The organism is Photobacterium sp. MCCC 1A19761, assembly GCF_037389125.1.
Lineage (GTDB): Bacteria > Pseudomonadota > Gammaproteobacteria > Enterobacterales > Vibrionaceae > Photobacterium.
In genome coordinates, this window is record NZ_JAZGTF010000013.1 from 153,933 (window position 1) to 170,775 (window position 16,843).

Annotated in this window: 14 protein-coding genes; 10 read left to right on the plus strand and 4 right to left on the minus strand. The window is 51.0% G+C overall.

The features are described from left to right. Nucleotides 1–128 precede the first annotated feature (128 nt). On the minus strand, nt 129–1,754 hold the full coding sequence (aceB, locus tag VV869_RS14590) for a malate synthase A (RefSeq protein ID WP_337735647.1): 1,626 nt from the start codon (nt 1,752–1,754) through the stop codon (nt 129–131). Nucleotides 1,755–2,070: 316 nt separating this feature from the next. Between aceB and gcl the strand changes: the two genes are divergently transcribed. From gcl to VV869_RS14640, 10 genes are all read left to right on the plus strand, one after another. Next, nucleotides 2,071–3,864 (plus strand): glyoxylate carboligase, encoded by a 1,794-nt coding sequence (gene gcl / locus VV869_RS14595; protein WP_337735648.1) that lies wholly within the window; start codon nt 2,071–2,073, stop codon nt 3,862–3,864. 83 nt (nt 3,865–3,947) lie between these two features. Next, the gene (hyi, locus tag VV869_RS14600) at nt 3,948–4,724 is read left to right on the plus strand and encodes a hydroxypyruvate isomerase (RefSeq protein WP_337735649.1); all 777 of its coding nucleotides are present in this window, start codon (nt 3,948–3,950) and stop codon (nt 4,722–4,724) included. A 74-nt stretch (nt 4,725–4,798) separates the two neighbouring features. Beyond that, nucleotides 4,799–5,698, plus strand: coding sequence for a 2-hydroxy-3-oxopropionate reductase (locus tag VV869_RS14605; RefSeq protein ID WP_337735650.1), 900 nt, complete (start codon nt 4,799–4,801; stop codon nt 5,696–5,698). A 242-nt stretch (nt 5,699–5,940) separates the two neighbouring features. Next, complete coding sequence (locus VV869_RS14610) at nt 5,941–7,281, plus strand: glycerate kinase type-2 family protein (RefSeq protein WP_337735651.1); 1,341 nt, start codon at nt 5,941–5,943, stop codon at nt 7,279–7,281. A gap of 220 nt (nt 7,282–7,501) precedes the next feature. Continuing rightward, complete coding sequence (locus VV869_RS14615) at nt 7,502–8,116, plus strand: TetR/AcrR family transcriptional regulator (RefSeq protein WP_337735652.1); 615 nt, start codon at nt 7,502–7,504, stop codon at nt 8,114–8,116. 492 nt (nt 8,117–8,608) lie between these two features. Next, nucleotides 8,609–9,583 (plus strand): DUF1852 domain-containing protein, encoded by a 975-nt coding sequence (locus tag VV869_RS14620; protein ID WP_337735653.1) that lies wholly within the window; start codon nt 8,609–8,611, stop codon nt 9,581–9,583. 31 nt (nt 9,584–9,614) lie between these two features. Next, the gene (locus VV869_RS14625; RefSeq protein ID WP_337735697.1) at nt 9,615–10,643 is read left to right on the plus strand and encodes a methionine synthase; all 1,029 of its coding nucleotides are present in this window, start codon (nt 9,615–9,617) and stop codon (nt 10,641–10,643) included. A 266-nt stretch (nt 10,644–10,909) separates the two neighbouring features. Next, the gene (locus tag VV869_RS14630) at nt 10,910–11,053 is read left to right on the plus strand and encodes a hypothetical protein (RefSeq protein ID WP_337735654.1); all 144 of its coding nucleotides are present in this window, start codon (nt 10,910–10,912) and stop codon (nt 11,051–11,053) included. A 106-nt stretch (nt 11,054–11,159) separates the two neighbouring features. Further along, entirely contained in the window at nt 11,160–11,774 is a 615-nt protein-coding gene (locus tag VV869_RS14635) for a 3'-5' exonuclease (RefSeq protein WP_337735655.1), read from the plus strand. Between the two features lie 367 nt (nt 11,775–12,141). After that, entirely contained in the window at nt 12,142–12,960 is an 819-nt protein-coding gene (locus VV869_RS14640) for a hypothetical protein (RefSeq protein ID WP_337735656.1), read from the plus strand. A gap of 10 nt (nt 12,961–12,970) precedes the next feature. On the opposite strand, the gene VV869_RS14645 is transcribed toward VV869_RS14640, so the two are convergent. The 3 genes from VV869_RS14645 to VV869_RS14655 all read right to left on the minus strand — a co-directional run bounded on the left by VV869_RS14645 (nt 12,971) and on the right by VV869_RS14655 (nt 16,776). Then, nucleotides 12,971–14,179: an IS256 family transposase gene (locus tag VV869_RS14645; RefSeq protein WP_337735657.1), complete on the minus strand. Its 1,209-nt coding sequence runs from the start codon at nt 14,177–14,179 to the stop codon at nt 12,971–12,973. A 270-nt stretch (nt 14,180–14,449) separates the two neighbouring features. Next, the gene (locus VV869_RS14650) at nt 14,450–15,010 is read right to left on the minus strand and encodes a helix-turn-helix domain-containing protein (protein ID WP_337735658.1); all 561 of its coding nucleotides are present in this window, start codon (nt 15,008–15,010) and stop codon (nt 14,450–14,452) included. Between the two features lie 395 nt (nt 15,011–15,405). Further along, entirely contained in the window at nt 15,406–16,776 is a 1,371-nt protein-coding gene (locus VV869_RS14655; protein WP_337735659.1) for an 8-oxoguanine deaminase, read from the minus strand. Nucleotides 16,777–16,843 lie beyond the last annotated feature (67 nt).

Sequence of the window (16,843 nt, forward strand, 5' to 3'; positions counted from 1 at the left end):
GCGTAGGGAAAACGCTTGAGAACAAGGCAGAATTTTTTGATAAGTAGTTATTCTACAATCAAAAATTCTAACGCAGTTATCGAGCGTTTTAACAAGCTAGGATGACCAGTTACTTACTACGATTGGTATTAAGCTGCTCCTTGCAGCAGCGCATAACTGGGTAGAGTCAGGAAGTTGGCGAAGGCGTCAGCTGTGGACAGTTTATAAAAAAGGTCAGCGGTTTCTTTAAACCGACCCACAGCGTAACGCGTATCACCAACTTCCTGTTTTATGGTCTCCAGCTCTTGATAGAGCCAGGTTTGAAAGAGTTCTGCCGTAAAGCGTTGCCCGTCATCGAGTGTGATCCCGTGATGGATCCACTGCCAGATGTTGGCGCGGGAGATTTCCGCAGTGGCGGCATCTTCCATCAGGCCGTAAATCGGCACACAGCCCATGCCCTGGATCCAGGCTTCGATGTAATAGAGCGCAATCCGGATGTTTTTCCGCACCCCGGCTTCATCGCGGGTGCCGGGGCAGGGTTGCAACAGCAACTCGGCGGGGATCGGGTGGGTCGGACTCTGGAAATTCAGCTGGTTGGGCTGGCCGTCCAGATATGGGTTAAAGACCGACATTGCCAGATCGACCAAAGCCGGGTGGGCGACCCAGGTGCCGTCATGGCCGTTGCGCGCTTCCCGCGCCTTGTCTTCGATGACCTTGGCGGTGACTTTTTCCATCTCGGCCGGATCTTTGGCCGGGATAAAGGCAGACATGCCGCCCATCGCCAGGGCGCCGCGGGCGTGGCAGGTGCGTACCAGCAGCTGGCTGTAGGCATTAAGAAACGGTTGATCCATCCCGATCCCATGGCGATCGGGCAGGATCCGATCGGGATGCTTCTTCAGGGTTTTGATGTAGCTGAAAATATAGTCCCAGCGGCCGCAGTTCATCGCCACGATGTGATCTTTCATCGCATACAGCATCTCTTCCATCTGGAATACCGCAGGTAGGGTTTCGATCAGCACCGTGGCCCGGATCGTCCCGCGTGCGACGGCAAAGTGATCTTCGGTAAAGCGGAACACATCGTCCCACCACTGCGCCTCTTCCATGCTTTCCAGTTTCGGAATGTAGTAGTACACCCCGAGGTCTTGCTCGGCACGGGTCTGGTAGTTGTGGAAAAAGTACAGCGCGAAGTCCATCAGGCAACCCGGGATCGGCTGGCCATTGAACGTGATTGATTGCTCCGGCAGGTGCAGGCCTCGCGGACGGGCAATCAGAAGGGCGGGGTCGTCATTCAGCGTATAGTGTTTGTCTTTTTGTTTATCGTGATAGCTGATGGTGCCCCGATTGGCATCGCGCAGATTGATTTGCCCTTCAACCATATTTTCCCAGGTCGGCGAAGAAGCATCTTCAAAGCAGCACATGAAAACCTTGGCGCCGGAATTGAGCGCATTGATCACCATTTTGCGATCAACCGGCCCGGTAATTTCCACCCGGCGATCCTGAAGGGCTGGTGGAATGGCGGCAACCTGCCAGCTTTTGTCGTCGCGAATAGCCTGGGTGTCTTCACGAAAGTCCGGTAGCTCACCGGCATCAAAGCGCTGTTGCTTGCGATCGCGCTCAGCCAGCAGCCCATTGCGGCGCTCACCGAATTCACTGACCAGCTTCCCTAAGAAGTCCAGCGCCTCCGGCGACAGAATCGCCTGATAATCCTCGTTTTGGGTCGATCCCCGAATTTCTAAACAGGCACCCGGTGCTCTGTCTGTCTCTGGTGTAAGCATGTTTATGTCGTCTCCTTTTGAACAATATCTTACGATTTTGTGTACAAAAAATAAGATATGGAATTACTTATATTGGATTTTATGTAAACAAGCAAAGGGTTTTTTAACAATTTCGTTTCATTTGAAAAAGTCGAAAAATATTTCCGATAGTGGTTCCTAAACTATTTTTCAATAAAGACAGCAGGTTATGAGATAGCAGACAGAGCAAGCGGTGACCAGATGTTAAGAAAAAGTTTTGCAAGGCTTGCGAAATTTTCTACATTGTCCATAGTATACAAAATAACGAGAAATTGTATACAATGAAATGGAGGTCTGAATGGCTAAGATGAAAGCAATCGAAGCTGCAATCGAAGTGCTGAAACGCGAAGGTGTAGATATCGCCTTTGGGGTGCCCGGTGCGGCGATTAATCCGATGTATGCGGCAATGAAAAAGCTGGGGGGGATCGACCACGTGCTGGCCCGCCACGTAGAAGGGGCGTCTCACATGGCCGAAGGCTATACCCGCTCTGCACCGGGAAACATCGGGGTATGTATCGGCACATCCGGCCCGGCCGGCACTGACATGATCACCGGGCTGTACTCGGCCTCGGCAGATTCCATCCCGATCCTGTGTATTACCGGCCAGGCACCGCGTGCCCGCCTGCACAAAGAGGATTTTCAGGCGGTCGATATTGAATCCATTGCCAAGCCGGTGACCAAATGGGCCACCACGGTGCTGGAGCCGGCGCAGGTGCCGCGCGCGTTTCAGCAGGCTTTTCATCTGATGCGCTCTGGCCGTCCCGGTCCGGTGCTGATTGATTTGCCGCTGGATGTCCAATTGGCGGAAATTGAGTTTGATATCGACAGTTATGCGCCGCTGGAAGCGTACAAGCCCAAAGCGACCCGCGCTCAGGTAGAGAAAGCGCTGAGCATGATGAATGCATCTGCCAAGCCGGTGATTGTGGCCGGGGGCGGCATCATCAATGCGGATGCTTCTGAGCTGTTGCAGCAATTTGCAGAAATTACCGGGGTGCCGGTGATCCCGACGCTGATGGGCTGGGGCACGATTCCGGATGATCATGAGCTGATGGCCGGCATGGTCGGCTTGCAGACCGCGCACCGTTACGGCAATGAGTCGCTGCTGAATTCTGACTTCGTGATTGGGATCGGTAACCGCTGGGCTAATCGCCATACCGGCTCGCTGGATGTGTACACCGAGGGTCGTCAGTTTGTGCACATTGATATCGAACCAACCCAGATTGGCCGCGTGTTCTGCCCGGATCTGGGAATTGTTTCCGATGCCAAAGCCGCATTAGAACTGCTGGTGGAGGTTGCCCGTGAATGGCGCGATGCCGGAAAGCTGGCCGATCGCAGTCAGTGGGTCGGGGAATGTCAGGCGCGTAAATCAACGCTGCTGCGTAAAACCCATTTTGAAGACACCCCGATCAAACCGATGCGCGTGTATGAAGAGATGAATAAGGCGTTTGGCCGCGAGACCTGCTACGTCAGCACCATTGGTCTGTCGCAGATCGCCGCTGCGCAATTCCTGCATGTTTATCAACCGCGTCACTGGATCAACTGTGGTCAGGCGGGCCCGTTGGGCTGGACGACGCCGGCGGCACTGGGCGTCAAGGCGTCTGATCCGAGCCGCGACGTGGTGGCGATCTCCGGCGACTATGACTTCCAGTTCATGATTGAAGAGCTGGCAGTCGGGGCGCAGTTCAACCTGCCGTACATCCATGTATTGGTGAACAACTCCTACCTGGGGCTGATCCGCCAGGCGCAGCGTCAGTTTGATATCGATTACTGTGTCCAGTTGGCCTTTGAAAACCAGAATGCACCGGAGCTGAACGGCTATGGGGTCGACCATGTCACTGTGGTTGAAGGCTTGGGTTGTAAGGCGATTCGCATCACCGAACCGGACCAGCTTCAGACTGCGTTTGCCGAGGCGCGCGAGCTGATGAACCAGTACCGGGTGCCGGTGGTGGTGGAAGTGATTCTGGAGCGGGTCACCAACATTGCGATGGGTGTTGAAATCAATGCCATCAACGAGTTTGAGCCCCTGGCGGAGAGTATCGCCGATGCCCCGACCGCACTGGCACATCTGGGAGAAGGCGCCGGGCAGGCTTAATCGCCGCGTTGTCATCGTACATATCACCTGTGGCTTAGCCCCTTGGGCCACAGGCCATGGAGAACATTGTTAAGGACAGAACCATGCCAAAATTTGCTGCAAATCTATCCATGCTCTTTACCGAACACGACTTTCTCGATCGCTTTGAAGCGGCGGCGAAAGCCGGGTTTGACGGGGTTGAGTACCTGTTTCCGTACGATTATCCGGCGGAGGAAATCAAATCCCGTCTGGCGGACAACCAGCTTCAGCAAGTGCTGTTCAACCTGCCGGCCGGTGACTGGACAGCCGGGGATCGCGGTATCGCTGTCGACCCGGCTCGGGTTGAAGCATTCCGCGACGGTGTGCCACTAGCGATTGAATACGCCAAGGCGCTGGGCTGTACTCAGGTGAACTGCCTGGCCGGGATTGTGCCGGAGGGTGTTTCAGCCCAGCAGGCGCATGCGACTCTGGTCGACAACCTGCGTTTTGCGGCGCAGGCGCTGGAAGCCGAAGGGATCCGTCTGGTGATTGAAGCCATCAACACCCGCGATATTCCGGGCTTTTTCCTCAATACCACGGCGCAGGGCAAGGCGATTGTCGCGGAAGTCGGCAGCGCGAACCTGTCGCTGCAATACGACATTTACCACATGCAAATCATGGAAGGGGATCTGGCCGTCACCATGCAGGATAACCTGGGCCAGATTGCCCACGTCCAGCTGGCCGACAATCCGGGCCGCCATGAGCCGGGCACCGGTGAGATCAACTATCCGTTTGTGCTGAGCCAGCTCGACTTGCTCGGGTATACCGGCTGGGTCGGTTGCGAGTACAAGCCGAAAACCACCACGCTCGAAGGGCTGAACTGGCTGAATCAGTACCGCTGAGGCGTTTAGAGACTTATCGAAGATAAATTTGAAATGAACTGATTGAAATTCAAGCAAGATCAAGGAGAGAAAGCATGAAAATCGCATTTATCGGCACCGGGATCATGGGCAAACCCATGGCGCAGAACCTGCAAAAGGCCGGACATACCATTGTTCTGTCGGATCACTTCATCCAGCCACCACAGGAGCTGGTGACTGCCGGCGCTTTGGTGTGCCGCAACCCAAGTGAGGCGACCAAACTGGCGGATGTGGTGATCCTGATGGTGCCGAACACGCCTCAGGTACAGGAAGTGCTGTTTGGTGACAATGGCGTCGAGCACGGCATCCAGGCCAGCGGCAATGCGGCCAGCAAGCTGGTGATCGACATGAGCTCGATTGCGCCGATCCCGACCAAGGAATTTGCCGCACGGATTAAAGAAAGTGGTGCGCAGTATCTGGATGCGCCGGTCTCCGGCGGTGAAGTCGGTGCGATCAATGGCACCCTGAGTATCATGGTCGGCGGCGATCAGGCGGCATTTGATCAAGCGTATCCGTTGTTTGAAATCCTGGGCCAGAACATCACCCTGGTGGGTGAAAACGGTGCCGGACAAACCTGTAAAGTGGCGAACCAGATCATCGTGGCGTTGAACATTGAAGCGGTGTCGGAAGCGCTGGTGTTTGCTTCGAAAGCAGGCGCCGATCCGGCGCGGGTGCGCGAAGCACTGCTGGGTGGGTTTGCCAGCTCGAAGATCCTGGAAGTCCACGGTGAGCGCATGGTGAAAGGCACTTTTGAGCCGGGTTTTAGAATTTCGCTTCACCAGAAAGATCTGGACTTAGCCCTGAACGGCGCTGAAGCGCTGGGGGTATCGCTGCCAAATACCGAAACGGCGCAGGCACTATTTGATGAGTGTGTTGCCCTCGGCGGCGAAAACTGGGACCACTCGGCCCTGGTGAAAGCGATTGAAAAACGGGCGGGTCATTCGATCCGGGACTGATCGACGACTGTTTCCCTGAAACCTTGAGGTGGCAGCGGCTTGCTGCCGCTTTCTCGGTGATCACAGCATTCTTACTAAACCGCGCGCTTTTGTCTCCTTTGCCGCGCGTTCCCGCTGTCCGTGTCGGCAATGGGGCTGGCCGTCTCCGACCTGGCTCAGCACCCGGCATGCAGGCCGCCGACCATGGCAGCGGGATCTTTTCTCTGAATTCTCAGTTTTTATCCGTCGACAAGGAGTTGAAGATGGACATCGATGCGAAACACGTTTTGCGGATCTTATACGACAGCGCGGTGAAACAAGCGCTGCCACAAGGTCATATGGCTTCATTTCTCCCGGAATCCCTGTTTACCCAGACGCGCCAAAAGGGCGGGCGAACCGTCGTGATTGGCGCCGGGAAAGCTGCTGCGTCCATGGCGCAGGAGCTGGAGCGGATCTGGCAGCATGAAACCGCTAAGCTGGCCAGCATCCAGTCGGAGCCAACAGATTCGACGAAAATCCCTGAGCTGGAAGGGCTGGTGGTGACCCGTTACGGCCATACGGCGTCCTGCGGGATGATTGAAGTGATTGAAGCGGCGCATCCGGTGCCGGATGAAATGGGGATGGCCGTCGGCGAGCGGGTGCTGGAACTGGCGGCCGGACTGAGTGAAGCCGACACTCTGATTTGTTTGATTTCCGGTGGCGGCTCGGCTCTGCTCAGTCTGCCGGCCCCGGGGATCTCACTGGCCGAGAAACAGGCCCTCAATAAAGCGCTGCTCCGCTCCGGTGCCGCCATTGATGAAATGAACTGTGTGCGCAAACACTTATCGGCGCTGAAAGGGGGACGGCTGGCAAAACTGGCATATCCGGCCCAGGTGATCACGCTGGCCATTTCGGATGTGCCGGGAGACGACCTGAGCGTGATCGCTTCCGGCCCGACCGTGCCGGACAGCACCACCCGGTTTGATGCGCTGGCAGTTCTCGAACGCTATCAGATTGACGTGCCGCCTGCGGCGCACCAGTGGCTCAATCAGCCCGCATCGGAAACGGTGAAACCGGACGATCCGTGCTGGAGGCGTTGCCAGAACCACTTAATCGCGACCCCGCAAATGGCGCTGGAAGCAGCGGCTGCCGAAGCGCAGGGCCTGGGGATCCCGGCTTATATCCTTAGTGACTGTGTTGAAGGGGAAGCCCGGGACGTCGCTAAGGTCCATGCTGCGCTGGCGCGCCAGGTGGCCACACGCCAGCAACCGTTTCAGACCCCTTGCATCCTGATCTCCGGCGGTGAAACCACCGTGACCGTGAAAGGGGAAGGGCGCGGTGGCCGCAATTGTGAATTCCTGCTGAGCCTGCTCAACGAACTGAAGGGGCAGCCGAAGGTATATGCGATTGCCGCAGATACCGACGGCATTGATGGGGTGGAAGATAACGCCGGGGTCTGGATTTCACCGGGAACCTGGGCGCAGGCACAGTCGGAAGGTTTAAAGCCGCAGGACTACCTGGATAACAACAACAGCTACGCCTTTTTCGAGCAGACTGACAGCCTGGTCTTTACCGGGCCGACGCTGACCAATGTAAACGATTTTCGCGCCATTTTGATTCTGTAATGCATTGCTTGAATTCAGCTTCAACATTGAAGGACGCCGTCTGGCGGCACAACCTCCCTGTCTTTGTGCGCCGGGCGGCGTCTTTCAACCGCAGAATACGTTGTTTACGCACACAGTTTTGGTGCGAACTTGACTCAGACGCCATTTTTATCCTCCGCACATTGGTCTTTCTCTTTGATTTCTTTAGACTTGATGAACGATTGATCACCCGGAACCCGCAATGACTCGGATCAGGCAAAAAAATCAGGCGCATATTATTCAGGTTGCCAGCGAGCAGTTTGCAACCCACGGCTATTCCGCGACCAAAATTGTCGATATCGCCAAAGCCGCAGAGATCCCCAAGCCCAATGTCTTTTACTACTTCAGCTCGAAAGACAAGCTCTACTTTGCGGTGCTGGAAACCGTCACTAAGCCGTTGCTGGCCGCTTCGCGTCCAATCGAGGCGCTGGATGATCCAATCGAGGCGCTGACCCGCTATATCCAGACCAAACTGATGATTTCCCGGGATCATCCCCACGCGTCGCGGGTATTCGCTAGCGAAGTCATGTCCGGCGGCCAGTCGCTGCCGGAAGATATCCGTGAAGAGCTGTTTCAGCAGTCCCAGATGATCATGGATAAATTTGCCACCTGGAGCGAGCAGGGACTAATGGACCCGGTGCCGCCGCATCACCTGATGTTTATGATTTGGTCCGCCACCCAAACCTATGCTGATTTCAGCTGGCAGATCTGTAACGTGATGCAAAAAGAAGCCCTGAGCCATCAGGACTACGAGGACGCCGCCCGGTTCCTGACCCAACTGGTGATCAAGGGATGTGGGGTGAAGAGTCATGCTTAGCAGGAGTGTGAACTTTCGAGCCGCTTTTTGTATTTCTTGCTAAATTGACCTGGAGACTGCAGTACAAGTTTGCATAACTCTTTCAGTGCAATCGGCAAGATTGTTAATTGGCCAATTTGACTAAATCGGCGTGAACTTTTCGTGCAATCAGTGCTCTTGTGACGTTGGCTCACTGACCACTTTGATTTTCTGTTTTTCTACAAACGACCAACCAAAACGCTATTTTGACGTTCATATCAACCCCTTCGAAGTAAGCACGATATCCCGGATAGTTCCTCACCGGGAACGTTCACCCATGATAAATTATGAATATTTCTCATGATCGATATGAAGTAATAACACTCTGCTTATGGCTCTGGATCACATTAGAATCGAATCCTAGTTAGGTTATTTGACATAAATCAAAGAAAAACTGGAAAAGCCACAAAAGAAAACTAGAAAGAACACGGGAAAAATTCAGGCTTTCTCTCGGACATTGGATACCAGATCACGATGAACAAAGACTTTAAATTTAAGATTCATAGCATTTGCTTCGATGAAGACTATCTCCCTTCAGACAATACGCGGATCACAACCAACTTTGCGAATCTAGCAAGGGGAGAGAGTCGTCAAGCGAATTTGCGTAACACCCTAAAGATGATTGACAATCGTTTTAATGCCTTGGCCCATTGGGATAACCCGCATGGAGCACGTTACTCGGTTGCGCTTGAAATCATTTCTGTGGATGTGGATATTGAAGGCAGTGGTCAGACTTTCCCGTCAATTGAAGTTTTGAAAACCAATATTGTTGACCATCAAACGAATGAGCGGATTGAGGGGATTGTCGGGAATAACTTCTCTTCTTATGTTCGTGACTATGACTTCAGCGTATTGCTGCTGGATCATAATAAAGACCAGCCGACATTCAGTATTCCGGATAATTTTGGTGATTTGCATGGAAAAATGTTTAAGCATTTCGTGAATTCAGACGCTTATAAACAGAATTTTAAAAAGCCACCGGTTATCTGTCTGAGTGTTTCCGATAACAAAATCTATCATCGCACTGAAAATCAGCATCCGGTATTAGGGGTTGAGTACCAGCCGAATGAGTCATCTTTGACTGAGCAATACTTCAAAAAAATGGGATTACAGGTTCGCTATTTTATGCCGCCAAATACTGTCGCACCTTTAGCATTCTATTTCTTTGGTGATTTACTCAATGATTATACGAATCTTGAGCTAATCAGCACCATCAGCACGATGGAAACGTTTCAAAAGATCTACCGGCCTGAAATTTATAATGCGAATGCGGTTGCGGGCAGTCGGTATCAACCCAATTTGAAGAATCTGGATCATTCATTAACGCAAATTGTTTATGACCGAGCCGAGCGTAGCCAGCTGGCGATTGAACAGGGCAAATTTACGGAGCAGCACTTCATAAAACCGTACCAAACCATTCTAGAGCAATGGTCTGCTCAATACGCCTGAACCATCACGAGAATAGAAAGCAGCCTTTATGATGAAAAAATTATTACCGACTTCAACGTCAGGCAGTTTGCCGAAACCATCCTGGCTGGCCCAGCCAGAGGTACTATGGTCACCTTGGAAACTGCAAGGTGGGGAATTACTGGACGGCAAACACGATGCGCTACGTGTGTCATTACAAGAGCAGCAGCTCGCAGGGATTGATATTGTCAGTGACGGCGAGCAAACACGCCAACACTTTGTGACGACCTTTATTGAGCACCTGAGCGGCGTTGATTTTGAGAACCGGAAGACCGTTAAAATTCGTGACCGCTATGATGCGAGTGTCCCGACGGTCGTTGGTCCTGTTTCTCGCCAAAAGCCCGTTTTTGTCGAAGATGCCAAGTTTTTACGCCAGCAAACCAAGCTGCCGATCAAGTGGGCCTTGCCAGGTCCCATGACCATGATCGATACGCTTTATGATGACTATTATGGCAGCCGTGAAAAACTGGCCTGGGAATTTGCCAAAATCCTCAATCAGGAAGCCAAAGAATTAGAGGCTGCTGGTGTGGATATCATCCAATTTGATGAGCCTGCATTTAATGTGTTTTTTGACGACGTGAATGAATGGGGTATTGCGTGTTTAGAGCGCGCCATTGAAGGGCTGAAGTGCGAAACCGCGGTCCATATTTGCTACGGCTATGGCATTAAAGCCAATACCGATTGGAAAAAGACCTTGGGCACCGAGTGGCGGCAATACGAAGAAGTGTTCCCGAAGCTGCAGCAATCGAATATCGATATTATCTCGCTGGAATGTCACAACTCTCGGGTGCCCATCGAGCTGCTTGAACTGATCCGCGGCAAAAAAGTGATGGTTGGGGCCATTGATGTGGCAACCCATACGATTGAGACGCCAGAGGAAGTCGCTGATACCCTGCGAAAAGCACTTCAGTTTGTCGATGCAGACAAGCTTTATCCGTGCACCAACTGTGGGATGACGCCTTTGTCTCGTGAAGTTGCAAGAGGGAAGCTGAAAGCCTTAAGTGCGGGGGCTGAAATCGTGCGAAGAGAACTGTTGGCCTAAGACGAATCAAGTGTCCGGATTGCGCGACGATTGCATCGTAAACATCATGAACGCCGGACACTTCATCAACAGTTCAAACAGCGAATGAATTCCCCCTCATCCGTGAATGTGAGGGGGATTTCCCTGATTCAAAAAGGGCGTCACATGACGCAGCATACGTTCGACAAATTCATCCTTCTCCCCGACAGGGGCAAAATAATGCATTGCGTTCTTCGCCGCCTGAATCCCTTCTAAACGGGCAATGACCCAGCAAGCAAGATAAGAGGATGCCAGACAGCCTTCCTGCACAACAAGCCATTGAAATGGCAAGTGCTGTTGGTGACACCTCACCACCAACAGGTACTGTGCTCATGGACGGTGTACCGGTGAACGCTTTGTATGGGACGGTCGATCAATATGTGGAGCAGTGACTGACGTTGACACAGAACTATGAACACCCTCCAGAGTGTCATCGCCTTTCTTTTCCTATCGTTTTCGATGATACTCTTGCACATTATTGTTTAGTTGGAAAACGTCATGCCTCAAGCAAATTCTGTGGTCGTACTCGACTTTGAAACCACTGGTCTCTCTCCTAATCAGGGTGACCGTGCAATTGAGATCGGTGCGGTTAAATTAGTCAATGGTGAGGTTGTCGATACTTTTCAGCAACTCATGAATCCTGGCTTCAGAGTGAACTCATTCATTGAAAGCTATACCGGTATCACCAATGACATGTTACGTACAGCACCAAGCTGCGATGAGGTGATGGCATCGTTTAGTGAGTTCATTGCGGGTGAGAATCTTATCGCGCACAACGCTTCGTTCGATAAACGATTTCTAGACGCAGAGCTTGAGAGAATTAACAGTGGTTATTCAGGAGAGTTCGCTTGCTCCTTACTGGTGGCAAGACGGCTGATTCAAGATGCACCGTCACACAAACTTGGTGAGCTTGTTCGCTACAAAAACATCGATAACGACGGTGTTTTTCACCGAGCATTAGCCGATGCACAAATGACAGCCAAACTTTGGCTTCAACTGGTAGAGGACTTAGAGAAATTAGGTATCGCCAAGCCTAGCTTTCAGTTTATGCAAACCGTTAGTAAAACGGCAAAAGGAAAAGTGAATCTGCTACTCGCTAAAAGTCGTGCTTAACTCACTCATACTCAAACGCTTCTTCATCAAATATTTGATTTCGGGCTCTTTGACGCTTAAGTGAATTTCTAAATATCAGCGACAAGGTTCGTTATCATAATGAATGTCGCTGTATTTCTATATCAAAATAATTATGGGACAGAAGTGAGCCAGTAAGTTTGCTAAATTAGTAATTAATGAATTACTTCACATGTTGGAAATAGGCGATATTTGTTTAGGAGAGTCTGGTCATTCCACTAAGATCCAGCTCAAATCCTAGAGTACGCGGGCTTTTATTTTTGAAGACTTAAGCTATTTTAAAGCCATTACAATACAAAGGATTGAGGCTAGACTTAAAATGCCAATGGTGATCATAGACGGATTTGATATGAAGTTAACCACTCCCACTCGGAACAAGGAAGAAACACAACTATTTCTCAGCCAATCACCATACCCTTATGAGATACCAGGCTTTATTGAGCCTCAAGGTTATCGCTTGATGCGCTCTCGTGATAAATTAGATGCTGATGGTACAAAATTCACCATAGCTCTGATTTACAATGGCAGAGATAATACACACTATCCTCGTCTGGATGAAAACTATCTCGATTCGGAAACTGTCTACAAAGTTACCGTTTTGAGCCGCCCGTCTCCTAATGCTTATCTTGCAATAGAAAACTGTTCGCAAGTTTTGGTTTGGAGGCAAATTGCGGGCCCTCACAGCGCTGCTACCAGAGGGCTACCAACGCTGGTTTTTAATCACCTTTTAGACAATCATAATATTGTAATCAGTGACGATCAGCAAACGGAAGACGGGAAGCGCTTTTGGTTAGATAGAATGGGTGAGTCCTTTACCACCTCGAACAAATCAATTTACTACGTTGATCTCAACGTTGTATTTGAAGACTCAATGACACCTAGAATCGCTCATATTGCCACCTTTCACGATCTTCTAGAGCACTATGTGCCTAACGGTTGGGGAAATACAGAAGAGTTTAAAGACAGGCTCTTCATCCTTTCTAAGGAAACAACAGGATTAGCCACACTGAAAATGGAAGATGGCAACATTGAAGTAGCTGCTGTTATCGGTAGTCGAGAATTTCAACATAAAGTTGAAGGGCGTGAAATCAAAGAATTCGATAAAATCGATGAAAAACAACAAACCCTTATGAAGAATATCCTTGACCCTGTAAATAATTCTGTGTAACTGCCCTGGGTTACAAGTATTCAGTTAATCGGTCTTCGAACATAATCATAAATCGGTTCAGGGCTTGCCGCCAGTTTCTAATTGGCATCGTCCATTTCTTGGAGGCATCCTGGATCGCCAGATAGATAACTTTTCTCGCTGATTCATCGGTCGGGAACAACTTGCGCTTTTTAATCGCTTTCCTGATGACGCTGTTGAGTGATTCAATCGCGTTGGTCGTATAAATCGCTTTTCGTATGTCCTGTGGATAGTTGAACAGAGTATTCAGGTTATCCCAATGAGCTGTCCAAGAACGGCTGATTTGAGGGTATTTGGCGTCCCATTTATCAGAGAAACGCTCAAGCGCTAATAAGGCTTCATCCTCGGTTGCTGACTGGTAGATTTGCTTAAGGTCAGCCGTCACTGCTTTGTAGTCCTTCCACGGTACGTATTTAACCGAATTTCGTACCATGTGCACGATGCATAGCTGGATTTGGGTTTCAGGGAACACGGAGTTGATGGCATCGGGAAAGCCCTTCAAGCCATCGACACAAGCGATAAGGATGTCTTTGACTCCGCGGTTTTGCAGCTCAGTCAGGACATTGAGCCAGAATTTGGCACCTTCAGTTTCGGAGAGCCACATCCCCAGCAACTCTTTCTGGCCCTCTAAATTGACGCCTAGAGCGAGGTACACGGACTTGTTTATTACCTGCTTATCCTGACGAACTTTGACCACGATACAGTCCAGATAAACGATAGGATAAACCTCATCGAGAGGGCGAGATTGCCACTCGACAACTTGTTCTAAGACAGCATCAGTGACCTTGGAAATGAGTGTTGGCGAGACGTCGGCGTCATACATTTCTTTGAAAGTGGCGACAATTTCGCGTGTCGTCATCCCCTTGGCGTACAGGCTTAAAATTTTGTCATCCATTGACTGAAAGCGGGTTTGATGCTTTTTAACGAGCTTGGGTTCAAAGCTGGCGTGACGGTCACGTGGCGTATCGATTGAGACCTGGCCGTCATCAGTAATGAGCGTTTTGCTGGAGTAGCCATTACGACAGTTTGTCGACGGGTGTTCAGCGTTTTTTTCATAACCAAGGTGCTCGTCTAATTCAGCATTGAGCGCAGTTTCAACGGTCACCTTGGTTAGCATTTGGCGAAAGTCGTTGAGGTCACTTTCCGTCTTGATGGACTTCGCTGCTTCACGAGCAAACGCTTCGAGTTGTTTTTTATCCATGAGCCTATCCTTAGCCATTACTGGCTTTAATAATAGGCAATTACACGAAGTTATTTACAGTCTCATATCCTTCGTGACGAATAGAACCGTTCTTATCAAATGAATGAGCCAGAACAGATTGCTCTGACTCTTCACTGGACAAGAGTGAGCTTAACGCTCACTGTCCGGAATTACCGAACATCACAATAGACTCTTGATATGGAGTTGATCACTCGCTTGCTCAACTCATACTCTTCATTTCTAATCTGACAGGTTGCCAAAGACAACCTGTCAGGATTTAGTCGATCTATTCTCTATGTTTAGATTTAGGGCGTTTGGTGTGCAGTTGTAGTTGATGGTGTAATTAGGAAACATTTTCAAAACAAACAGCATTGCTTCATCAATAACATCTGAGCTGTAGTGAAATAGGATGTTTTTTTCTCTAAATCCACACTCTTGAATCACCTCTTCAGATGATTCAATCGACGCTGTAACCATCTTTATGACGCTTAGTACCTCATGACTATATATGGTCATACCAATAGTATCAGAAGGTGTTTGAAACCCTTTCGTGTTTGATTCTAAGCGAGAATATACATCATCTTTAATTTCTATTGAGATGTCTTTGACTATATATTCGTTGTTTCGATTTTCTTCAGGTTTTAAATTCAAAGCCTTATTTAGCTTATCCCAGGTTTCATGCGTAGGGACGGCTTTTCGATTTTCGTATCGTCCTGGCATAACCTCGGAAATTTCTGCTTTTTCTGCCAGTTGCTTAAGAGTAAGCCCTGAATTAACACGGGCTCTTTTCAATTCTTCAGGGAAGTTTATAGCTGTTGGTGCCGGTAACATAGATAAAGATCTCCATTGTGTTATTTGAGTTCGACAAGGTACTTTTGATACCTGGAAGTACTTTAAGGTATCCTTTTGATACTTTCAAGTGCTAAAATGGGTATCTTTAGGTGCTTTTTTTCCTGTGAGTTCTAATTTTGATAGGAGTTGTGCTCACTTTTGGGGGATATCGAGCAATAGTTCTGCTGTCATCGCTTTAGCTCAGATATCACAAACCCGCATTAACAGACTGTGAATGAGCAGATACACTAACAAGAAAAGGGGCATAAGTGAGTTAGAAAACATGCCAATCGCCAAAATGATCCTCAAACATCCTGCTACACACCCCCAACAAAAAACCGCCCTGCAGCCAGTGCTGACAGGGCGGAAGCGGACAATCTCTTCTTGTTAGGCTTTTATCTGCGCATGCTGTCCTGCGCTTTTTGCGCCAGGCGTTTGGCGGCGGCGCGGTGGCGGTGCAGGAGTTGCTCCATATCGACGCCTGAAACCACTCCGTCGTAGACTCGCCATTTGCCGGCGACCATCACCCGGTCGGCTTGTTGCGCGCCGCAGAGGATCAACGCGGCCAGTGGGTCGTGGCTGCCGGAGAACCGGATGTCATCTAGGGTGAACATCGCTAAGTCTGCCTGCTTGCCGATGGCGAGGGTGCCGATGTCGGTGCGTCCCATTGCCCGGGCCGAGCCGGATGTTGCCCAGCGCAGGGCATCAACATGGGTCACGCTGGCAGAGCCGTATTGCAGCCGTTGCAGGTACATGGCCATACGGACTTCGGCGATCAGGTTGGAGCCGTCATTGGAGGCGGAACCATCGACGCCGAGACCGACTTTCACCCCGGCCGCTTCCAGGTCACGGTTTTTACAGATCCCGGAGGCCAGCATCATGTTGGAGGTCGGACAGTGACAAATCCCGACGCCCGCTTTACCCAGGCGCTCGATTTCCTGCTTGTTGAAGTGGATGCCGTGGGCCAGCCAGGTCCGATCGTTGAGCCAGCCGACTTCTTCGAGGTAGTCGACCGGCCGCATGCCGAATCGTTCGAGGCAGAAGTCTTCTTCATCCAGCGTTTCACACAAATGGGTGTGCAGCATCACCTGGTGCTGCTCGCCGAGGTAGGCGGTTTCTTTCATCAGATCTGTGGTGACGGAAAACGGCGAGCAAGGCGCCAGCGCGATTTGGGTCATCGCGCCGTCATGGGTCTGGTGATAGTCGCGGATCAGCCGGGTGCTGTCATCGAGAATGGCCTGCTCGGTCTGAATCGTGTGCCGTGGCGGCAGGCCGCCGTCATCTTCGCCCAGGCTCATGGAGCCCCGGGTGAAAATCGCCCGGACACCGAGTTTTTGCGCGGTTTCGACCTGCAAGTCGATGGCATGCTCCAGACCGTTAGGGAGCAGGTAGTGGTGATCGGAAGCCGTGGTACAGCCCGACAGCATCAGCTCGACCAGTGCCAGCTCGGTCGCGACCTGCATCATCTCGGCATCAAGATTGGCCCAGACCGGATACAGGCTTTTGAGCCAGTGAAACAGCTCCTTGTTGAGCGCATCCGGGTATGCCCGGGTCAGGGTCTGATAGAAGTGATGGTGGGCATTGACCAGTCCGGGGGTGATGACATGACGCGAGGCGTCCACGGTATAGTCGACGGGTGTGGTCGGAGTCTGGTTCAGAGCGAGCAGTTCGATAATTTGATCGCCCCGGACCACGATGCCGCCGCGGGCATCATCGGCGGTGCCGGTGTAAACGGCGAGTGGATGTTTAATCCAGATGGTTTCCATTCATGTGATTCCTTAGCCATCTCTGCCTTTGCAGGGGAGAGGGTCTTTCATTGTGATTTACGGTGGT